Genomic DNA, 22,618 nt, shown 5'->3' on the forward strand with positions numbered 1-22,618 from the left:
AGCCAATCCCTTGCCGTTTTGATGACTGGTCAACACCAAAATCATGAATGTAGGCAAACTTCCTTTGAACTAACGAAGGATAATCCGGAGAACCTTCTATACTAATGACAGCAAAGCCTATTATTTTACTTTCCTCCTGCGCAACTAATACTGTACTGTGCTCTTGCTCAAGCAATTCCATATAATATTCTTTCGGCATAACAGCCTCCACTTCGCGAAAAACCGTACCATCCCCTTGCACATGATCATCATGCCCTTGCTTTACTAATCGATTTACTTCTATATAGTGATGTTCCTTTGCTTCTTCAATTTGGATAACCATTAAACTCCCCCCCTTTACTATTAAATTCGAGTCCCCAATTATATTTTCCTGCAAAAATAAAAAACCAGCCAACAATAGTTGACTGGTAAATGATTTTACATTGAACCGACAGTACCTAAATAAATCAGGAAGAGCACTGCGAAAATATACATAATCGGACTTACTTCTTTTGCTTTACCTTTTAACACCATTGTTAACGGGTAGAATACGAAACCTACTGCAAGACCTGTTGCAATCGATGATGTTAATGGCATCATTAACATTGTGAAGAATGCTGGTACAGCTACTTCGAATTTATTCCACTCGATTTGTCCAAGTGAAGATACCATTAAAATACCTACAACGATTAATGCCGGTGCAGTAACAGCGTTTGTTACAACACTTAATACTGGTGATAAGAATAGAGCCAATAAGAAACAGATACCTGTAACGATTGAAGCGAAACCTGTACGTGCGCCAGCTCCAACCCCTGCAGAAGATTCTACATAAGATGTTACTGTTGATGTACCAAAGATCGAACCTGAAATTGATGCGATTGAATCCGAGATTAATGCTTTACCTGCACGAGGTAATTTATTATTTTTAACAAATCCTGCTTGGTTGGCAACAGCCATTAAAGTACCTGCGTTGTCAAAGAAGTCTACGAACAGGAATGATAGAATAACCGATACCATTGTTAGCGAGTAGAACTCAGGATCAGTGAATGCCGAGAATAGTTTACCGAAAGTTGGTTCAACACTTGGTGGTGCCGATACAACTTGTGATGGTAAATCCACTAGACCAATAAACATACCTACGATTGCAGTAATCGCCATGGCAATAAATACGCCAGCTTTCATTCCGCGAACTAGGAAAATTACTGTTAGAAGAATACCAAAAATCGCTAATAAAACTTCACCATCATGTAAGTTACCTAAACCGACAACTGTTGCATCACTCGCAACGATAATACCAGCATTTTTTAAACCGATGAACGATACGAATAATCCGATACCAGCACCAACGGCAATTTTAAGTTCCATTGGAATAGCGTTGATTAATTTTTCACGTAATCCTGTAATCGTTAAAAGTAAGAAGAATACACCTGATACAAAAACCGCAGCCAAAGCATGTTGCCAAGGGCTTCCGTTTGTTAAGACAACCGTGTAAGCAAAGAATGCGTTCAAGCCAAGACCTGGCGCTAAAGCTAATGGGTACCTTGCAACAATCCCCATGATGAAACATCCAATTGCTGCTGAAACAGCTGTTGCCACAAATACCGCACCGTAATCCATGCGTAGTGCGTCTGGTAAACCTTCAATATCCGATAGCGTTAAAATGCTAGGGTTTACTACTAAAATGTAAGCCATTGCCAAGAATGTTGTAAAACCACCCAAAATCTCCCGGCGATAATTAGTTCCAAGTTTATCGAACTCGAAATACTTTTTCATAATAAAACTTTCCTCCGTGTTGTCGTCTTCAACATCTAAAGAACACTTAACCTTAAAAACAAAAAAGACACGCAAAGCATAAATGCCGCATGTCCACGATTTAAGGAAAATAAGCATATTCCACTCTTATTATAGAAGTGAGATTACTTATTTATAAATCGTAGTCGAATCATTTACGGTGATTCGGTAGAAACTTACGGGCCTTATTCCCGACATTATACGACGACGTATTTAATTTACGTTTGTAATATATCATTTCAATTTTCAAATTACAAGCTATTTCCGAACATTTTTTATATATTTTAATTCATAGTTCGTGAAAACATCCATAAAATATTCATTTACTTCTATTTCTCTTTTCCTTTTTGTTATTATTAAGCTTGGAAAACAAAAAATTCCATTCTATTTTCATTAATTTTATACTGAATCGAGGAAATCAAAATGAATGAAATTAAGGTAGTTGTAAAAGGAGTTCTTGTTAAAAATAATAAAATACTGATCGTTCAGCGTTCACAAATTGAAACGGTTGGGGCAGGCACATGGGAGACAGTCGGTGGAAACCTGCAGTTTGGTGAATCATTTAAAGAAGCACTTATGAGGGAGTTTTTAGAAGAAGTTGGATTGAATATCACTGTAAAAAATCAGCTGTTTTCCACAACATTCCACACGAGTAAAACACGTCAAATTGTCCTGCTCACGTTTTTATGCGATACAGAAGAGGAGCAAATCACTTTATCCGATGAACACCTCAACTATTTGTGGGCGACAAAAGATGAACTTTACAAATTATTACCAAAAGAAATTATTACAGATTTCCAGCAGCATAAAGTGTTCGATTTGCTAGATTCATAATTAATTAGAGAAAGTTTATAGAAATGTTATATTATTCCTCTATAGTGGTGTTTGAACAAATAGAGGGGGGATTTTTTTTGCAACAACAACGAAAATGGGCATTACTTTTAATTCGCTTTGCTGCTATTTCGGGCTTTATCGGTGTATTAATCGGATCAATTATGAGTGGTGAGATGAACTATTCATTACGCCCAATCCACGCACACTTTGTATTGGTCGGTTGGTTATCCGTTTTTGCTTGGGGGATTTTCTATTATTCAGTACCAATCCGCAAGTTGATTTTCGTTAAAATTCAAAGTATTTTAGGCATGATCGGTGCTTTTGGTTTATGTATTGGCATGTGGCTGTATAATTTAAATCCGCTTGATACAAACGAAACACTGAACATGGTGTTCTTCATTGTAGGGGGTTCTATTTTATTAATCGCATTTTTCTTCTTTATAATTGTGACATTTTTTGTTCAAAAACATGAAAAATAATTATATCTCACTATCTAAAAATGAGAGTATTACCCTTTAATATGTTAAAATAATAAAACGAAACACAGACTATTAAAGGAGGGGTTTAAATGCCCTACTGGTTACATAACACATTATTTGTACTTTTAATAATCGTTACATTCGGATGTGTTACTAGTGGAATCGAGTGGAAAACTCGTGAAAAAGCCACTGTTGAAGAATAATTTCAGCTCAAAACTACAAACTAGATTATAACTAACATATAAAACAAGGAAGCCTGCATAATACAGGCTTCCTATTTTTTATAATTATTTTATAATCCACGGTTTGTACGTTTTAACGGATCATCATCCAAATTGTCATAGTCATTTAAATGATTCGTAGTATTAGTCGTATCTTTGATATCTGCCTCTTCACGACGAACCGTGTCCGACACAGTTTCCGTATCCGTTACTTTTCGTTTACCGACTACGATTTCTTCCGTTACGACATCTTTCTTCGTAACATCCACTTGTTCTTCTGTAACCGGGATATGAATTTTGCCCTGTTCTTCATAGGCATGAGTGACACCATCTTGAAGTTTTCCGTTTGCATTAAGAGTTGTGTCCTCATTAACAGGACGTCTTTCTACATAAACTTCTTCATGTTCAACTGGCACTTCAATATTTTGCTGCTCTTCGACTACATGTTTGTCGACTTGTACCTCACCAGTTTGCACACGTTTTTTATCTACTTGCAGGCGTTCTTCATGAAGTGCTAAACGTTCTTCATCCGTTTTTTCATAATCACGCTCATAATGATTATTCACACCAACATTATCATTCATGCCGTAATTTTTTGTCCCTTCATCAAAATAAGTACCGTAGTCTCTATCTACATACAATAAATATTTTCCTGCCTGTAATTCATCATAATAACGATTTCGTTCATCTTCTGAGATCCCCATTTGATTAAAGTGCTGATCGCGTACTAGATCTTCACCCATCATGAATGCTTTAAAGCGGTCCCACCAAGAACCTTCTTTATGATCCGCGTCATAACCATCCGTGTTAGTGCTGTAACCTTTTGAGTTTCGATACATTGATAATTGATCATTGCGGTTGGATACGATGTACATATCTTCCTCGCCGTAACCTTGTGCACGAAGGCGATCCATTTCTGCCTGTAATTCTGCTTCATTGTCATAAATACCATATAATTTGTTATCACGTGTTTCCATGTTTCATTCCTCCAGTTTAATTTAATTAGTTTTTTATACCGACTGTCTATGCTTGATTTGGCATACTATACAATACCTTTTCTCCTAAATAATAAACTTGAGGTTGATATATTTAATATTCTGTAATAAAAATGAAAGAAAATAAAACACCGCTATGACAATATTTTATTATTAATTGGATAAGCACGAAAAGTGAAGCCAAATAAAAAAACATAGAAAGATATTACTCCTTCCATGTTTCACTTCAATTTATTTATCGTTTTGTTGTTGTTTCTTTTCCAAATACTGCGCACGCAATTTTTCAAGTTGCTGCTTTTTATCGAATTGGGCAGGCTTGTTTTTTTCGTGATACTTCGCAACAGCTGCCTTGCCTTTACTATCCAATTGATATTTTCCCATTTTGTTCACCTACTTCTTTTCGCTTTTCCAACCACTGTTCGTACTCTTCAACTGTCAATGGCTTTGAATAATAATAGCCTTGGATAATCGGCACTCTCTCCAAGCCCATAATAAACTGGCATTGCTCTTTCGTTTCCACACCTTCTATCAGGACATTCAAACCAAGAGAATAGCATAAATGTACAATCGATTTTAGGATAGAGGCGTCTTTTTCAGATTCCGGCACACCATCTATAAAGGATTTATCGATCTTAATCGTGGATATCGGTATTTCTTTTAAATAAGATAACGAGGATAAGCCTGTACCAAAGTCATCCAACGCAACCGACAAGCCACTTTGCCTAAAAATCCGAACTGCCGTTATAGCATTATGAATGTCATGAATAACACTTGTTTCTGTAATTTCCAGTTCAATCTTGGACACTTGAATATTATACCTAGCCAGATTTTCATTAATTACCCTATTTAAACGCGGTGATGTCAAATATACGCCTGGAATATTAATCGATACTTGCGGAAGCTCCATTCCTATATTGTTCCATACAGCTAATTGTTGGCAAACTCTCGCAATTAGCCAATCCGTCACATCTGATATACGATTTGTATTTTCTAATATCGGAATAAATACGGCCGGAGATATTATTCCGAATACCGGATGCTTCCAACGGATAAGTGCCTCTAATCCTACTACAATGTTTAGCTCCGGGTCTACTTTCGGCTGGTATACGAGGAACAATTCGTTTTCATCCATTGCCCGTTGAATATCAAGGCTTAGTTGACGCTCAAAATTAAACGTATGAATCTTCGGATCGTACATAATTATTTCATGCCTAGATTGTATGGACGGTGCATGTAATACCGCAATTGTATTGGCAAAATGTTCTCGGACTGCCTTTTTATCATCTGACTGTGAAACAGCAACAACCGCCTCTACCGAAACCATACGTTCATCAATATTTAGCGGACGCTCCAACAAAAGACAAATACACCGCAATCCATCAATTGTATTTTGCACACTTTCAGCTGGTGCATGTATTATCGTAAAGCGATTAGCTTCCGTTCGATACAATTTTGTCTCTTTTGGCAAATTAGCCTGCATTATTTCCATCACAGTTTTAACAATCGCATCCCCAAAAGAATAGCCATAAGCTAAAATATACTTCTCCAAGTTGTGTATATGCACAACGGCTACCAATTTCGTATCCTTTTTAATACGCTGGTCTTCTGTAAATTGATTTTGATTCGGCAATTGTGTTACCGCATCGAAATTTTTCATACGGTAATCCACATATCGGTCTAAGCGACTGGCTAAAATTGCAAGGATAAATAAACTGACAATACCGATTGTCACAAACAACACAACATCCATCATATTGGAATCATGCGCATGTACATGAATCGTACCTTCAATATATAACTTCATCGCTAACATTCCCGTATAATGCATACTCGTCACAGCGATTGCCATTAAAAAAGCGGCGATACTTTTCACTAAAATCTTTTCCATTTTAGTATCTGTAATCGAAAAGATATACAAAGAAGCAAATGATGCCACAATCGCTATCAGAATCGATAAGCCAAACAGCATCGGATTATATACAACCGCTGCATCCATCTCCATTGCTGCCATACCTAAATAATGCATAAGTGCTATACCGCATCCCATTAAAATACCAGCGACAATAAATGTTCGAATCTTTTTATATTCACTGTTGGTTAAATAAAATGCCATATAAGATGCAACGATCGCAGGAATGACAGAGATAAGTGTCAGGAACAGATTATGCTTCATAGGAATGGATATTACGAGGGCACTCATTCCAACATAATGCATCGACCAAATCCCAAGACCCATCGCCAGTGAAGCCAGCACTAACCATAAATTTTTATGAAAAAAACCTTTTACATTGATGCGCCGATTAATATAAATCGCTGTATACGATGCACCAAAAGCGATGATGAAAGACAATAGTACTATTAAAGGATCCAAACTACCTTCAATAATACGCATGCTCTCCAGGTCCGGTTTTGTAAACAAAGAACTTCGCTCCCCTTATCTAATGGCGATTACTGTTTTCCAATTACACTTCTTGTAAACCTCAAATTGCTGCGACTTGTAAGAAGTGAATGGTGGTTTCATAAATTTTAATATATCCAATTTAAATTGAACAGAATAAATCGGATTCTTTTACTAATAAAAGATAATTCCTTATTTTGAAAATTCGATGCTAACCAGCACCATTAAAACATAAAGCCCCCGGAGGTTAGACTTGTTCCTAACTTCCAGGGGCATTGTCATTATAAGAAATGCAATTCTGTAAATGTAATAAGACTACAGTAATGCGGTACTATTCCCACTCAATCGTTGCTGGTGGCTTAGAAGTGATGTCATACAGCACGCGGTTTACGTGTTTTACTTCGTTTACGATACGTACAGAAATTTTCTCCAATACATCGTAAGGGATACGTGCCCAGTCAGATGTCATGCCGTCGATTGATGTTACACCGCGGATACCGACTGCGTAATCATACGTACGGCCATCGCCCATTACACCTACTGAACGGATATCAGGTAATACAGCGAAGTATTGCCAAATGTCGCGTTCAAGTCCAGCTTTTTTGATTTCTTCACGAAGAATATAATCTGCTTCACGAACGATTTCCAGTTTTTCTTCTGTTACTTCGCCAAGTACACGGATTCCTAATCCAGGACCAGGGAAAGGCTGACGCCATACCACTTCTTCAGGTAGACCTAATTCAAGACCTAAAGCGCGTACTTCGTCTTTGAACAGTGTATTTAATGGTTCGATTAATTCGAACTTCATATCTTCCGGTAAACCACCAACATTATGGTGTGATTTAATTGTTTGGGCAGTAGCTGTACCAGACTCAATAATATCTGTGTAAAGCGTACCTTGCGCTAAGAAGTCCATATCTTTTAGCTTTGATGATTCTTCATCAAATACATAAATGAATTCGTTACCGATAATTTTACGTTTTTGTTCAGGGTCAGAAACACCTGCAAGTTTATTCATGAAACGTTCACGCGCATCGATTTTGATCAGTTTCATATCGAAGTCTTCTGTGAAAGTTTTCATAACTTGCTCAACTTCGCCTTTACGGTTTAAGTTGTGATCCACGAACATACAAGTTAATTGGTCACCGATTGCTTTGTGGATTAACACTGCTACTACAGATGAATCAACTCCGCCTGATAATGCACAAAGTACTTGCTTGTCTCCAACCTGCTCACGGATTTTTGCAATTTCGATTTCAATGAAGTTTGCCATAGACCAGTCGCCTTTCGCTTCACAAACATTGAATACGAAGTTTTTCAGTAAGTCATTTCCGTATACTGAGTGGCGTACTTCCGGGTGGAATTGTACTGCATAAAACTTACGAGAAGCATCAGCCATTGCCGCGATCGAACATGCCGGGCTTGTCGCAATTACTTCAAAACCTTCTGGAACCGCTGTTACATGGTCACCATGGCTCATCCATACAACTTGATCTTTTGGTAAATCCGCAAATAATTTATTATCCGAAGTAATGTTAATTTCAGCTTTTCCGTATTCACGAGTTGCCGCGCCTTCCACTTTACCACCATGTGTATAGGCCATTAATTGCATGCCGTAACAAATACCTAAAATCGGTAAACCTAACTCGAAAATTGCTGGATCTACACGGAATGCAGATTCATCATATACAGAGTTTGGACCACCTGAGAATACGATACCTACAGCATTCATTTCTTTAATTTCTTCAGCAGTAATCGTATGTGGATGTAATTCCGAGAATACACCGAATTCACGAATACGACGAGTGATTAATTGGTTGAACTGACTACCGAAATCAAGAACGACAATCTTTTCTTGCTCTTTTAACATAGGAGTTGACACTATTTCCACCTCTTCTAATTTTTTGCGGCCTATATTAAGAAAAAAACGCGTAAGAAAATAATTTCTACGCGTTCATATTTCATCTCTTCTTCAAGTGGGTATAACTATCCCTTATAAGGATATAGTGAGACCCACCGTCATAGATAAGTTATTTAGGGTAACTTAGTAGAAACATCTGGACCATATTACCAGACTTATATGAAGGCACAATACTATTTATTTTTCTAAATTTTACTCTTTCGCCGACTTAAAATCAACCACTCGTACGATTGATTAAATATTCCCAAATTTCTTTCATTTCATTTGTATTTATTTGATCGGTTTGTTTAGCGTAAATAAGACGCTCATAAAACGCCGTCAGTTCACTCATTTTCGTTGTTTCCAACTGTCGGTCGACACGCATTGCAAACTGTTGCAGCGTTTCATCCTGCCCTCGTTTTAAATGAATACGCTCCAATTGTTTTAACAACACAAAGTAAGCTTCTTCAAATGTTGCCGCCTTCTCTAATTTTGAACGGTTCATTTGGACAGCAAGTTTCGGTTGCCATTGCCCGCGCTTTTTCCAAGCAATAATTAAACCAATTGCAACAACTGCCAATAATACGTACAGCACCCATTTGAATTTCGACCAGTCCATACCACTTGTACCGTTAGTTGATTGCTTCGCTGTATCTTGCTCTTCCAACTCCGGCTTTGGCGCTTCCGGTTCTTCCATTTCAGGTAATTGCTCTTCTTCCGGAGCTTCGAAATCCACATCATAGTTAATATTCATCGGATTGCTAAACCCAATTGTCGGCTCAAACGGCATCCATCCAATGCCGTCAATATACGCTTCAACCCATGAATGGGCATCATTATTCGTCACCTGGTACGTAAACATACCATCTTGTGAATCGATCCGTTCTCCGCTTGAAAAACCTTTTACCCAACGCGCCTGAATTCCTATCGAACGGAGCATGACGACCATCGAAGTAGAGAAGTTATCGCAATAGCCAAGTCTTGTTTCAAACAAAAACTGGTCTACATAATCTTGGTCCGCCGATGGTACTTGTACATTTGTCGTTTCATATTGGAAGCCGCTGCGCGCAAAATAACCTTCAATCGCCCGCGCTTTGTCATATACGCTGTCATACATATCCGTAATTTCATATGCTAAATCCGTTACACGCTGCGGCAAATTATTCGGCAGCTGCAAATAGCGCGGATTATTTTCAGTTGAAGATAACGTTTCCTTCAAAGCTACGTAACTATATTCCGGCTGTTGAAAAGTCATTTCGTATGAGGCAGGTGCAATCACATCACTGTTAATAAGCGGTAAAATTTTCTCATTTCCAGTATTATATCTTAACCCGGTATGCATTTCGTCCAAAGCATAGGATGTCACTCCATAAGCCTGTAATAGAAATAAATATTCTTCATTTACAGCCTGTACTTCCACCGATTCGGGTTCTTCATTTCCAGGTGTGATTGAAAGAGGCAGCGGATCTGAAAGCTGAAGCGTTTGCTGCACTGCCTCATCACTCGATTGTTCCCAGCCTTTAGACGTATAAACGTCCTTCGTTTCCACACGCCAATATTGACGGATCGGTGTTTTTATTTCATAGACAAGTGTATTGTCCCCTGCAAATGGGCCGCCTAATCGCTCATCATTTTCTCCATAGCCAACTGTTGCAACCGATTGACTCCCGTTGCCTCCAATACCTGCAATGTTTTTGACATACGGCACCGGATCCGACCATTGTGGCTCTGCTTTCGGCATAATTGTCGCAATAATACCTGCCATCATGACGAAAATAACGATCGGTGTCGCATACTTCAAGTAGTTCATCCAGTCTTTCTGCATTTCCGCAGCCTGCATAAGACGTTTTATAAACAGTAATGATGTAAGTACAAGACCTAACAGCATTACTTTTATGATCGCTGCTGTGCCATCGTATTCTGTAAAAGTATCGAGTGTCCCGATGAAGAATACTGTAAGCAGCAGGAAATAGTAAATGCTATAGCGCACACTTACCCAATGCTGAATTAAATAAATCAGCATCCAGATCAGTATAAAAAACAGACTTGTCCGGAAAGGATCACTTACATAAATCCACTCTCCTGCAAACAGTATATCCAAATTATATTTCAATTCTTCCGATAAAAATTGCACTGTCGTCAATGTCTCATCTTTATATACACTGACTATAAACCATGTAATGTACACCAGTTTAATGAACCAGTTTATAATAAACGGCAGAGAAAAGATCCCAAGAATTAAACAAAGTCCTATGAATAAAACAAACTGTGTAAAGTAGCCGGTATCCGTCAATTCCATAACCGGTACTAGCCATTCTCGTAAAATCAGGAAAATAATAAAATAAAAAATCGCGAGTTCTATTTTTTCGGCTGCGCTGCGTCTCATGCGTGCTTCACCTCCGAATACGTTCGCTGCAATTCGTTCATGCCAATATAATGTACTTCATTATTTTGGCTCATATGCTGTACCGGTTCTTTTTGATTACTTACGACAAAGCATATAATTTTACGTGCATATTTCGTTCCGGCATTCAGTACTTCCTGCAGCTGAGGGGTCATTTCACCTGTTATGATAACAACAACAGAGCGGCTCATCATTTTCTGTTCTTCATATAGCAGACGCTCGACACCAAACTGCGCATCCGGTTCGACTGTCGCCAAATGCTGCAGCACTTTTTCATATTGTTTGCCGGTTTTAATGATCGGCGTAAAATACCGGTCAACGCCAACACTAAGAAATGAAACGTCGCCCTGTTTTTTTACAATTTTCTTTATATAAGACGCTGTGTAATCAACAACATCTTCAAAGTTTTTCTGTACTGCACGATCGATGAGCACAAATGTATTTTGTGATTTTTGATCTTCAAATTCCTTTGTGCGCAGTTCACCATTTTTCGCAAATGACTTCCAGTGAATCCAGGAAAACCGGTCACCTGGTACATATTCGCGCACACCTGTGGCAACCGTTGTATCTTTGATCAAAGAATAGCGCGATTGACTTGTACCTTGATCATATTGCATACCAATCGGCATTAATTTGACGTCGGATACTTTTGGATATACTAAAAACAGCTGCGGGTGATTCATTACTACATTCCGCACTGTCCATCCAAAAAAGTCCGTACATGTAAACAGCAATCCTCTAAAATGATGCTCTCCGCGCTTTAACTCTTTCAATTCATATGTCCACTTAAACTCCCGTTTCCACCCAACCAAAAATAGTTTTGTTACATTTCCGTTCGGTTTCTCAAAATGTTCCTCTCTCATCGGCAGTTCCCTGACCATCATGAAAACAAATGGAAACCAGCTCGTGTTTCGGAATGTTACGGTAACTTGTACATTGCTCCCACGTTCAATTCGTTCTTTCGATAAAGTCCTGGATATTTCTTTAAAACGGATTGGTATAACCGCCAATAATATCGAATAGACCAAAAACGGTAGAATCGTGAAGAAAACGAACCAGCTAACAAAGCCCCCTTGGAACATTGCATAGCAATACGTAATGATAAGCAATGAAACAACGGTAATTAAACGTCCGCCATGCTTCAGAAACTGCTTGATTCCCTTCATTACTGTGCATACCTTTTTACAGGAACATGGACGTAACGAAGAACACTTTCAATCACCTTTTCTTCCGTAATTCCTTCATAGCGGGTTTCTGGTTTTAAAATAATCCGGTGGCCGAAAACGAATTTCGCTAAATATTGAATATCGTCAGGGATGACATAGTCTCTCCCTTTCATAAAGGCATAGCTTTGCGCGGCACGCATTAATGCGATGGAAGCACGGGGACTTACACCTAAATACACATTTTCGTGGTGACGTGTATGTTGTGCGATCGACACGATATATTCTTTAATATTATTTTCAACATGGACTTGTTTTACTTGTTCTCTTAAATCGTTCAATTGCTCAATTGTTAATACAGGGAAAAGGTCATCAATCGGAACTGATCTTTCAGCACGGTTCAACACTTCAATTTCCTCTTCCTTCGTCGGATAACCCATTTTTATTTTCAGTAAAAATCGGTCCAGCTGAGCTTCCGGAAGCGGGTATGTCCCTTCATATTCAATCGGATTTTGTGTCGCCATTACAAAAAACGGTTTTGGCAGTTGAATCGTTTCACCATCTACCGTAATCGACCCCTCTTCCATACTTTCCAATAAAGCGGCCTGTGTTTTTGGTGATGTACGGTTAATTTCATCCGCCAATACAATATTGCCGACAATCGGCCCAGGACGGAACTCAAACTGCAATGATTTCGGATTATATATTGAAACGCCAATTACATCGGACGGCAATAAATCCGGTGTAAATTGAATACGTTTAAAACTTGCACCTAAAGACTTCGATAGCGCACGTACCATCATCGTTTTCCCAACGCCCGGTACGTCTTCCAGTAATACATGCCCTCCTGCTAATAATGAAACAATACTTAGCTCGGCAATCTCTCTTTTTCCTATCATAACTTTCTCGATGTTTCTGATTATTCCTTCGATCTGTTCATTCATGAATTGTCCTCCCACCTGTAATCGTTGCATCTTTGGCATGTAGTTTAAGCATAACGAAAACAAAATGCGAGCACAACTAGTTTCCCTTTAAAATGGAAAATCACCCCACTTCATCAAAAAGAAGTAAGGTGATTTATCACGTACTAACGTATACTATTGTTTCCAGAAATCATCGAAAATTGTAATCGGCATATGACGTTTATGCATAGAACGCAAGTAATGTCCTTCAAGCTTTTCACGTGCTTCTCCCGGGATTTCCTTACCTTCCAAATAATCATCAATTTGCTCATACGTAACACCAAGCGCCACTTCATCCGGCAATGCAGGACGGTCTTCCTCTAAATCGGCAGTCGGAATTTTTTCATATAAATGTACAGGACAATTTAAATGTTTTAAAATCGCTCGGCCTTGGCGTTTGTTTAAACGGAAGATCGGCATTAAATCCGTGCCGCCATCGCCATACTTAGTATAAAAGCCTGTTACTGCTTCCGCAGCATGGTCTGTACCCAGTACGACACCATCATTTGCTGCAGCAATCGAATATTGTACTTTCATTCGTTCACGAGCTTTTTCATTACCTTTTGCGAAATCACTCAATGTGATTCCTGTTTCCAAAAGTGCATTTACACTTGCATCGACAGCATTTTTAATATTAACCGTATACACTTTAGTAGGCTTTATGAAATCGAGTGCATCTTGGCAATCTTTTTCATCGAATTGCTTTCCATAAGGTAATCTTACAGCCCAAAATGAATATTTAGATTCTCCCGCTTCTTCATTTAGTTCATCGACAGCCATTTGAGCAAGCTTACCTGTTAACGTTGAGTCTTGCCCACCGCTAATACCGAGTACAAATCCTTTCAAGAACGGATGATACTTTGCGTATTCCTTTAAAAAATCAATAGACTTACGGATTTCCTGTTCGACATCGATTGTCGGCTGTACTTTCAACTCTTCAATAATTTGTTGTTGCAACATAGACAATGTTCTCACTCCTTATCGTTCTTCGAGTTCTATCACCATATCGCGCACTTCCTGGATATTGCGCATTTTGTTATCCCAACACTTTTGACTTAAATCGACCGGATATTCTTCAGGATTTAACGAACGTTTATATTCATCCCAAAGCAATTCCAAATTGTCGAACGCATATTGGCGAATCTCCATTAATGTTGGGTTTTTATACACAATCTCACCATTGTCAATCACTTTTCGGTGCAATTCTTTCGCTTCAAAGTTCGTTACGAATTTTGAGATAAATGTATGCACCGGATGGAACATTTTAATTCGTTCTTCAGCAGCAGGATTTTCATCAGCCATAGCGATATAGTCCCCTTCTGATTTCCCGCTTTTTTTATTTATAATCCGGTAAACTTTCTTTAACCCAGGTGTCGTTACTTTTTCGGCATTGGCTGAAATTTTAATCGTATCTTCCATTTCACCGTGATCATTTTCGATTGATACCATTTTATAGACAGCACCTAAGGCCGGCTGATCATATGCCGTAATGAGCTTTGTACCAATTCCCCACATATCCACTCGGGCACCTTGCGCTTTTAAGTTCAGGATTGTATATTCGTCCAAATCATTCGATACGATAATTTTCGCGTTCGGGAAACCTGCTTCATCAAGCATCCGGCGCGATTCTTTTGAAAGAAAGGCAATATCTCCGCTGTCTAAACGAATTCCGATAAAATTGATTTTATTGCCAAGCTCTTTTGCTACTTGAATCGCTGTCGGCACACCTGATTTTAACGTATTGTACGTATCAACTAAAAATACACAGTCTTTATGACGCTTTGCATAGGAATGGAAGGCATCATAGTCGTTTTTATATGCTTGAACCAATGCATGTGCATGTGTACCCGATACAGGAATATTAAACAGCTTTCCGGCACGTACATTTGAAGTGGATTCAAAACCGCCAATTACTGCGGCACGAGCTCCCCAAACCGCTGCATCCATTTCTTGTGCACGGCGTGTACCGAATTCCATCGCAATTTCCTTTTGGACAACTTGCTTAATACGACTGGCTTTTGTCGCAATCAGCGTTTGATAGTTTACGATGTTCAATAGCGCTGTTTCAATCAGCTGGGCTTCCACTAGCGGCGCTTCAATTCGCACAATCGGTTCATTCGCGAAAACAAGTTCACCTTCCTCCATCGAATACACGGAACCTGTAAAACGAATTGTTTTTAAGTATTCGATAAAATCCTCTTTATAATGAAGTTCATCTCGTAAATATGCGATATCGGTTTCACTGAATCGGAAATCTTTTAAATAATTCAGCATGCGCTCTAATCCAGCAAAAATTGCATAGCCGTTTCCGAATGGCAATTGTCTGAAATACAACTCAAATACAGCTTTCCGGTTATGCATTCCATCTGCCCAATAGCTTTCTGCCATATTAATTTGATATAAATCGGTATGCAAAGCAAAACTATCATCTACATACTTTTCGTTCATCGTGAGTTCCCCTTCTTCCAAAACATAATTTAGTCATAGTATACACCATCTTCAATTATTTCGAAGTATGAAGATTCCTTCTTCCATGTCACCTACTTTTACATGGCAGTTCATTTTGCTGTGCTGGTTCTATAGTTTTCCCCAATTGACTAAATAAAAAACGTTTTGAAACTTTTGCCGGGTAACCACTTCCTGTATTACACCTTGCCGTTACGTGCCATCACCCTTCCTTATTTTTACATTATCTCACAATGCGATTAAACCAATCGAAAATACATGTTAATTTTCCTAACATTAGTTATTGATTTATCTAGAAATTCAATTTATCATGTTAGATAACATAACACAAGGAGTTGTTGAGCATGAAAAAAATTGAAGCGATTATTCGACCTGAGGTGTTTGCACAAGTTCGAGAGGGGTTAGCTCTTGAAGGAATTGATGGATTAAGTATTTCCGAGATTGCCGGAGCTGGGCGACAAGAAGGGAAAATCGGACTGTTTCGCGGAAACTCTTTCTCAATGGAATTTTCGCAAAAGCTCAAGCTCGAAATGGTAGTAGACAACGCAAAAGTACAGCCGATTATTGATGTATTGTTGCGTGAAGCATCTACAGGTGAAGTTGGTGACGGTAAAATCTTTATTTATCCTGTAGAGCAGGCGATTCGTATACGGACAAAAGAGCTCGGCTCAATTGCAATTGACTAAAAAAATTTCCTAAAAGGAGGAGTTTCTAATGACAAATGAAGCATTGGAATTATCAATTAATTTAGTTTGGGTAATGCTTGGGGCGTTTTTCGTATTCTTCATGCATGCGGGATTCGCGATGGTAGAAGCAGGATTTACACGCTCTAAAAATGCCGTCAATATTTTAATGAAAAACATTTTAACAATTTCGATCGGTGGTCTTGTCTATTTCGCAGTCGGATATGCCATTATGTTCGGTGAAAGTTCAGGCGGATTGATCGGTTCTACAGGTTTTGCATTAAGCGGTGTAGATGATATCGCATTCTTCGTATTCCAGGCAATGTTTGCTGCAACATGTGCAACAATCATTTCAGGCGCTGTTGCTGAACGTACAAATCTTATGGCTTATATTGCATTGGTCGTTGTCATGACAGCTGTTATTTATCCGGTTGTGGGCCATTGGGTATGGCAAGGTGATGGCTGGTTAACTGCTTTAGGCTTCGTAGATTTTGCAGGCTCAACTGTTGTACATTTAACTGGTGCTGTTGGAGCTCTAGTTGTAGCAGCAATCATTGGTCCGCGTTTCGGGAAATATGCGAAAGGTGTTGTAAACGTTATTCCTGGTCATTCCATTCCACTTGGAGCACTAGGGGTTTTCATCCTTTGGTTAGGTTGGTACGGCTTTAATGGTGCATCAACATTAGCAGCAGATCCGGCATTAGTTCCTGGCGTTATTGCAAATACTTTCTTATCTGCATCTGCCGGTGTCATTGCTACTGCATTTTATACACGTCTTCGTTACGGTTTTATCGATGGTTCTTTAACATTAAACGGTGCTTTAGCTGGTTTAGTAAGTATTACTGCGGGTGCTGCCAACTTAAGCATTGTCGGATCTATTATTGCAGGTGCTATTGGTGGCGTTGTGTTAGTAGAAGCGGTCCGCTTTATTGAACATAAATTAAAAGTGGATGATCCGGTTGGCGCTGTTGCTGTACACGGTGTTGCTGGTATTTGGGGTACATTGGCTGTAGGATTATTCGATACTGCAGGCGGCGGTCTATTCTACGGCGGCGGTGCTCAGTTATTAGGGGTGCAGGCATTAGGAGTTGTAGCAGTAATTGCTTGGACTGCAAGCACTGTTGCCATTGCAACATATATTATTAAAGCATTTATCCCTCTGCGTGTTACACATGAAGAAGAAGTCCAAGGTTTGGATATTGCTGAACATGGCGCATACGCTTATGAAATGCAGGAAACATTTAAAGGTCTTACAAAATCAAATGACAGTTTCGCCCAACGTCTAACGAACTTAGGAAAAGTTCCTACTCCTACTAATGTACAAGACAGCGGGGCTAAAACTAAAGCAGGGTTCCCGAATTCTTTAAGCTCATCGAAGAGCTAAAGCGAAATGTGTGCCCCCTTCCCCCACACATTTTCGAACCATTCTTTCAATAAATTATGAACTGAACAAGGAGCTGTTCTGAAAAGTTTTTCAGACAGCTCCTTGTTATTTTGCTTTCTTCACTCAATAGGATATCCTAATCTATAGCAATTGATAGTGAAGGCACAACATATGATAGAACAAGCTCTTCTCTACAACAATGTAGCATTTGGAGGACATTAATCAATTGTTATCCATCCTACATTATTTAATTTATTTCCTAACCGCATGCAGAAGATTAAAATGGGTATTAATTAAGATGGATGTTCTTAATCTACAAAAATAACGCTATGGTATAATTTTAAGAAAATGATGAATTTTAAGGAGATGTTTTTTATGGCATTACGTGATTTTTTCATTTCATTATCCGAAAACCAAACTCTTAACAATGCAGCGCAGCAATACGGCTTAAAATTGGGCGCACAAAGCGTTGTTGCAGGAACAACGATTGAAGAAGTAATCGAAAGTATTCGTAAATTAAACGAGCAAGGAATTTCTTGCACGGTTGATAATTTAGGCGAATATGTTACTGATGAATCTGAAGCAACGAAAGCGAAAGAAGAAATTTTAGCTATGATTGAAGCCATTCAGGTGGAAGAACTGGATGCCCACATTTCCTTAAAGCCTTCACAGCTAGGGTTGGATATCGACATCGACTTCTGTTATGACAATTTATATGAGATTGTGGAACGTGCACATGAATACGGGATTTTCGTCAATTTTGATATGGAGGATTATAAGCGACTTCAGCCGTCATTCGATATTGTGGAAGAACTTGCAAAATCATTCGATAATGTCGGCACAGTCATTCAAGCATACTTTCATCGCGCTAAGGACGACATTGAAAATTTCAAGGATTACCGCCTACGGGTTGTAAAGGGTGCCTATAAAGAATCGGAAGAAGTAGCTTACCAGGATAAACTTGATATTGATATCAACTTTATCGAACTAATCGAATATCACTTGGCTCACGGACATTTTACTTCAATCGCCACACATGACCATAATATTATTAAACATGTGAAGTATTTTGTTGAGGAATATGATATTCCAAAAGAAAAATTCGAGTTCCAAATGCTTTACGGATTCCGTAAAGACTTGCAGCTGGAACTTGCACGTGAAGGGTATCAAGTATGTGTATATGTCCCATACGGCAAGGACTGGTACGGGTATTTCATGCGCCGCTTAGCGGAACGTCCACAAAACATCAGTCTTGTCACTAAACAAGTATTCAATAAAAAGACAAATACTTTACTGGCAGTAGCAGCAGGAGCATATCTTCTCGGCCGGCTATCGAAAAAGAAATAAGTCTTCTCTCATCTAAAAATCCCCTCATTTTGTTCACAGTCAAAATGAGGGGATTTATTTAATAGTAAAGTTTATTAGTCAGGTTCTTTATCAATCACATCTTCTTTTTATTCCAGCCTTTTTCTTTAAAGCGTGCGATTGCTTCAATTCGATTGCCGACACCAAGCTTATCAAGTATGACCGAAATATAATTTCGTACTGTACCTGCCGATAAATAGAGCTCTGCGGCAATTTCCTTTGTCGTCTTCCCTTCCGCAACAAGTTCCAGCACCTGGCTTTCCCGTTCCGTCAGCGGATTTTCACTATCATCTTCATATACAAAATCCACTAGCTCGGGTGCATAAATGCGACGCCCATCCATAATAATCCGAATGGAATTGACGAGCTCCTCAATCGGACTATCCTTCAATAAATAGCCGCGCACTCCCGCTTTTCTTGCACGTTCAAAATAACCTGGTCGTGCAAACGTCGTTAAAATAATGATTTTGCACTCGCTACCTCTTAACGCTTCGGCAGCATCCAATCCCGTTTTGATCGGCATTTCGATATCCATAATACAAATGTCCGGGTTTAGTTCTGTTACCATTTCAATGGCCTCTTCCCCGTTTTTGGCAAGTCCGATTACTTCCATATCGTCTTCCATACCGAGCAATGATTTCATCGCTCCAAGCAGCATTCCTTGATCTTCCGCAATTACAATTCGAATCATTTCATGTTCTCTCCCTTTTGATGCGTGATCGCCAACGGTATTTTCAGCACGACCGTCGTCCCTTCATCGCTCTCTATTTCAAGTGAACCGTTGATAAATTCAATACGCTCCTGCATCCCTTTTAATCCACTTCCACCGAGTAATGTATCCATGCGTTCAAAGCCAACCCCATTATCCTGAATCGTCATTTTGAATTCATCATCACTTTGATAAAAGCTAATACGGCAAATCGTCGCTTTACTATGTTTGACGATATTTGTAACTGCTTCCTTCAAGCACATACTAATTACATTTTCCGCTAAAATCGGCATTTTAATTTCACTTTTATCTCCATTTAACCGCAGTTTAATCTGTGCGGCTTTTAAGATCTGCTCTACACGGTGCAGCTCTTCTTCCACTCTCACCGCCCGCATATCGGCTACAAGCTCACGCACTTCTTTTAATGCGACACTCGCAGTTTGACGAATATCCTTAATTTCTATAATGGCTTGTTCCGGATTTTTTTCAATCAGTCGTGCTGCCAGGTCACTTTTTAATCCGATCATCGAAAGTTTCTGACCGAGTGTATCGTGTAAATCACGTGCAATACGCTGACGCTCTTCAATCACCGTCAGTTCAGAAATACGTTCCCGCGCTGTCTCCAGCTCACCTTCCAAGTTTTCACGTCGTGTTTTCGAGAAGAGTGTAAACGGCAATAGCACTACACCTAGCATATTAATAATGATAAATGGCGTTTGTGATAAAAATAAATCAAGGAAGATGAAATATCCTCCGACAATCGAAAGAACGGTAAAGCCTATATGTAAGCCATACATTATATAAAATCCAACCGGCTGTTTAATATTGCCGATAAAAAACGCAGTAAACAGTGCCAAATACACGTAGCCAAATACAAGTGTCATGGCAATATTCAGCAGCATTTGGAAGCTGATCCACATATATTTCAGCCCGGGTTTAGCACTGAATGAAAAATAATGACATAAAAAATAACTTAAAATTAAAGTGATCCCCAACATGATCTGCCATAATGTGAACGACTGTATAATGAAGAAAAATGGCATAATACAAAAGATTATCCATATATAAATACTCAACATCGGACTTTTCGGGATGATACTATACCAAGTTTGCATAATTGCCTCGATTCTCTTTTTACTTATATTCTATAATAAAACAGGTACCTCAAGCTATAAATTGAGGTACCTTAATTGTTGTATATAGTTAGTTCGTAACAGTTCGGTTACGCGATGCCTCAAGTTCGGCCGCTTCTTTGAATGTTATAAAGCGGTAGTTGTCCGCATCATATAATTTGTAGCGAATTGATTCCAGACTTGTCTTTAATGTAATCGTTGTTGCCTGTTGAAGAGGCTTGATCGATTCATGCGCATCTTCCAGCTTGTAGTTCGGTACACGTGGTGACAAGTGGTGTACGTGGTGGAAACCAATATTCCCTGTAATCCATTGCAGTACTTTCGGTAATTTGTAATACGAGCTTCCTTCTACTGCAGCTTTTACATAATCCCATTCCGAATCAACTTCAAAATATGAATCTTCGTAAGTATGCTGAATATAGAACAGCCAGATCCCTAATGCACCTGCAACAAATAATGTTAAACCATGCACTAACAAGAATGTAGACCAACCAAATATTAAAATAAGGGTTGTACAAATAATTAACAATGCAATGTTATTGAAGTAAGTGTTTAAGCGCTCTTTACGCTTTGCATCTTTGCGATTGAACCGGTTCAGTATAAGTACCATAAATAGCGGCCCTAAACCAAACATGACAAGCGGGTTGCGGTATAAACGGTAACCTAAACGGCTTAATTTTGATTTTTCAAGGTATTCATCAACTGTCAGCATATCGATATCGCCAATCCCGCGCTTATCCAAGTTTGAACTTGTCGCATGGTGAATCGTATGCTCACGCTTCCACTTCTCATAAGGGAAAGATGTTACAATACCTGTTATATTTCCGATAATGGCATTCGCCTTTTTGCTTTTAAAGAATGAACCGTGTGTACAGTCATGGAAAATAATAAATGCACGAATAACAAATCCTGATGCTAGGATACTACATAACGCCGTAAACCAAGGTGAGTACTGTAGCAATACATAACCTGCCCCCCAAATTAATACAAGTGGTACAAGCGTATTTAATATTTGTTGAATACTAAGTCGCGTTTCTGATTTTGCGAACGGTGCAACATCTTTTCTCAGCTGCTTTGTTTTATCTGCATGTGTGCTTACCATGTGTCGATCCCTCTTTCCACAAAAGTTGTTAATAACATCATATAAAAAGACGGAACATGGTAAAACGCTCAAACATCACATATTTTTTATGACAGATGTCATATGACCTGGTAACAACTAGTATGCTTCTTAATTTTCCTCGGGATTTTGCGGACCATCCAAATCTAATTGGTAAAACACTAAATCCAGCCATTTCCCGAATTTATATCCTGCATTGCGGATTGTACCGCTATATAAAAACCCGAATTTCTCATGAATTTTAATACTGGCGACATTTTCTTTATCGATACAACCAACCATCGTTTTAATATCATTTACATTCGCTTCTTCTATAATGGCGTTCATCAGTTTACTGGCAATCCCTTTTTTATAGTGATTTTTATGCACATACACCGAATGCTCTACTGTATATCGGTTAGCCGGATAATCACGGAAACTTCCATACGTTGCATAGCCCGCCACTTCTCCGTCTTCATCAAATACGAAGAGCGGATAACCTGAAGCCTGTTTCTGTTCAAACCATCGCAAACGATTTTCCAAAGTTTGCTCCTCGTACATGTAAATCGCTGTGGAGTTTCGAATATTATCATTAAATATTTCCAAAATCATTGGTATATCTTCTTTTGTTGCGCGTCGAATCATACTTTTCC

General features: G+C 38.9%; 20 protein-coding genes and 2 riboswitches (1 of these 22 running past the window's edge). Of the genes, 5 read left to right on the forward strand and 15 right to left on the reverse strand.

The window, feature by feature from the left end:
• Together MKY71_RS16515 and MKY71_RS16520 are read right to left on the reverse strand one after the other, a co-directional pair.
• Positions 1 to 322: the 5' portion of a GNAT family N-acetyltransferase gene (locus MKY71_RS16515; RefSeq protein WP_340733379.1), read on the reverse strand. Its footprint begins 155 nt before the window's first position; only the first 322 of its 477 coding nucleotides appear in the window; it begins with the start codon at positions 320 to 322; the stop codon falls past the left edge of the window.
• Positions 323 to 417: 95 nt separating this feature from the next.
• Positions 418 to 1,752, reverse strand: coding sequence for an NCS2 family permease (locus tag MKY71_RS16520; protein ID WP_339173928.1), 1,335 nt, complete (start codon positions 1,750 to 1,752; stop codon positions 418 to 420).
• A 141-nt stretch (positions 1,753 to 1,893) separates the two neighbouring features.
• Positions 1,894 to 1,995, reverse strand: a riboswitch (purine riboswitch).
• A gap of 198 nt (positions 1,996 to 2,193) precedes the next feature.
• On the opposite strand from MKY71_RS16520, the gene MKY71_RS16525 reads away from it, so the two are divergent.
• Positions 2,194 to 2,604 (forward strand): NUDIX hydrolase, encoded by a 411-nt coding sequence (locus tag MKY71_RS16525; RefSeq protein ID WP_339173930.1) that lies wholly within the window; start codon positions 2,194 to 2,196, stop codon positions 2,602 to 2,604.
• A 77-nt stretch (positions 2,605 to 2,681) separates the two neighbouring features.
• Positions 2,682 to 3,083 (forward strand): hypothetical protein, encoded by a 402-nt coding sequence (locus MKY71_RS16530; RefSeq protein WP_339173932.1) that lies wholly within the window; start codon positions 2,682 to 2,684, stop codon positions 3,081 to 3,083.
• Between the two features lie 292 nt (positions 3,084 to 3,375).
• On the opposite strand, the gene MKY71_RS16535 is transcribed toward MKY71_RS16530, so the two are convergent.
• The 9 genes from MKY71_RS16535 to MKY71_RS16575 all read right to left on the reverse strand — a co-directional run bounded on the left by MKY71_RS16535 (position 3,376) and on the right by MKY71_RS16575 (position 15,574).
• Positions 3,376 to 4,281: a DUF2382 domain-containing protein gene (locus tag MKY71_RS16535; RefSeq protein ID WP_339173934.1), complete on the reverse strand. Its 906-nt coding sequence runs from the start codon at positions 4,279 to 4,281 to the stop codon at positions 3,376 to 3,378.
• Between the two features lie 249 nt (positions 4,282 to 4,530).
• Positions 4,531 to 4,680, reverse strand: coding sequence for a hypothetical protein (locus tag MKY71_RS16540; protein WP_339173936.1), 150 nt, complete (start codon positions 4,678 to 4,680; stop codon positions 4,531 to 4,533).
• Entirely contained in the window at positions 4,658 to 6,718 is a 2,061-nt protein-coding gene (locus tag MKY71_RS16545; protein ID WP_340733381.1) for a bifunctional diguanylate cyclase/phosphodiesterase, read from the reverse strand. Before MKY71_RS16545 ends, MKY71_RS16540 begins: the two co-directional genes overlap by 23 nt.
• 310 nt (positions 6,719 to 7,028) lie before the next feature.
• A complete protein-coding gene (gene guaA, locus MKY71_RS16550; RefSeq protein ID WP_445265755.1) occupies positions 7,029 to 8,567 on the reverse strand; it encodes a glutamine-hydrolyzing GMP synthase in 1,539 nt (512 codons plus the stop codon).
• A 132-nt stretch (positions 8,568 to 8,699) separates the two neighbouring features.
• Positions 8,700 to 8,801, reverse strand: a riboswitch (purine riboswitch).
• A gap of 31 nt (positions 8,802 to 8,832) precedes the next feature.
• Positions 8,833 to 10,983: a DUF4129 domain-containing transglutaminase family protein gene (locus MKY71_RS16555; RefSeq protein WP_340733382.1), complete on the reverse strand. Its 2,151-nt coding sequence runs from the start codon at positions 10,981 to 10,983 to the stop codon at positions 8,833 to 8,835.
• Positions 10,980 to 12,167, reverse strand: coding sequence for a DUF58 domain-containing protein (locus MKY71_RS16560; RefSeq protein ID WP_339173947.1), 1,188 nt, complete (start codon positions 12,165 to 12,167; stop codon positions 10,980 to 10,982). Before MKY71_RS16560 ends, MKY71_RS16555 begins: the two co-directional genes overlap by 4 nt.
• Positions 12,167 to 13,108 (reverse strand): AAA family ATPase, encoded by a 942-nt coding sequence (locus MKY71_RS16565; protein ID WP_339173950.1) that lies wholly within the window; start codon positions 13,106 to 13,108, stop codon positions 12,167 to 12,169. The genes MKY71_RS16560 and MKY71_RS16565 overlap by 1 nt, the downstream gene beginning before the upstream one ends.
• 153 nt (positions 13,109 to 13,261) lie before the next feature.
• Positions 13,262 to 14,086, reverse strand: a complete 825-nt coding sequence (gene nadE, locus MKY71_RS16570) for an ammonia-dependent NAD(+) synthetase (RefSeq protein WP_339176663.1) — start codon at positions 14,084 to 14,086, stop codon at positions 13,262 to 13,264.
• Positions 14,087 to 14,104: 18 nt separating this feature from the next.
• Positions 14,105 to 15,574 carry a nicotinate phosphoribosyltransferase gene (locus MKY71_RS16575; RefSeq protein WP_340733383.1) on the reverse strand — a complete coding sequence of 490 codons (1,470 nt, stop codon included), beginning with the start codon at positions 15,572 to 15,574 and terminating at the stop codon, positions 14,105 to 14,107.
• Between the two features lie 362 nt (positions 15,575 to 15,936).
• On the opposite strand from MKY71_RS16575, the gene MKY71_RS16580 reads away from it, so the two are divergent.
• The 3 genes from MKY71_RS16580 (at position 15,937) to MKY71_RS16590 (ending at position 19,006) form a co-directional block, all read left to right on the forward strand.
• Complete coding sequence (locus MKY71_RS16580; protein ID WP_079523171.1) at positions 15,937 to 16,278, forward strand: P-II family nitrogen regulator; 342 nt, start codon at positions 15,937 to 15,939, stop codon at positions 16,276 to 16,278.
• Between the two features lie 28 nt (positions 16,279 to 16,306).
• A complete protein-coding gene (locus MKY71_RS16585) occupies positions 16,307 to 17,659 on the forward strand; it encodes an ammonium transporter (RefSeq protein WP_340733384.1) in 1,353 nt (450 codons plus the stop codon).
• 375 nt (positions 17,660 to 18,034) lie between these two features.
• The gene (locus MKY71_RS16590; protein ID WP_340733385.1) at positions 18,035 to 19,006 is read left to right on the forward strand and encodes a proline dehydrogenase family protein; all 972 of its coding nucleotides are present in this window, start codon (positions 18,035 to 18,037) and stop codon (positions 19,004 to 19,006) included.
• Positions 19,007 to 19,100: 94 nt separating this feature from the next.
• Here the strand turns inward: MKY71_RS16590 and MKY71_RS16595 are convergent, their stop codons facing one another.
• The 4 genes from MKY71_RS16595 to MKY71_RS16610 form a co-directional block, all read right to left on the reverse strand.
• Complete coding sequence (locus MKY71_RS16595; RefSeq protein WP_339196295.1) at positions 19,101 to 19,715, reverse strand: response regulator transcription factor; 615 nt, start codon at positions 19,713 to 19,715, stop codon at positions 19,101 to 19,103.
• Entirely contained in the window at positions 19,712 to 20,848 is a 1,137-nt protein-coding gene (locus MKY71_RS16600) for a sensor histidine kinase (protein WP_340733386.1), read from the reverse strand. The genes MKY71_RS16595 and MKY71_RS16600 overlap by 4 nt, the downstream gene beginning before the upstream one ends.
• 88 nt (positions 20,849 to 20,936) lie before the next feature.
• Positions 20,937 to 21,968, reverse strand: coding sequence for a fatty acid desaturase (locus MKY71_RS16605; RefSeq protein ID WP_340733387.1), 1,032 nt, complete (start codon positions 21,966 to 21,968; stop codon positions 20,937 to 20,939).
• 129 nt (positions 21,969 to 22,097) lie between these two features.
• Positions 22,098 to 22,610, reverse strand: a complete 513-nt coding sequence (locus MKY71_RS16610) for a GNAT family N-acetyltransferase (RefSeq protein WP_340733388.1) — start codon at positions 22,608 to 22,610, stop codon at positions 22,098 to 22,100.
• Positions 22,611 to 22,618 lie beyond the last annotated feature (8 nt).

It is taken from the genome of Solibacillus sp. FSL W7-1324, assembly GCF_038008025.1.
In the GTDB taxonomy this organism is placed as follows: Bacteria; Bacillota; Bacilli; order Bacillales_A; family Planococcaceae; genus Solibacillus.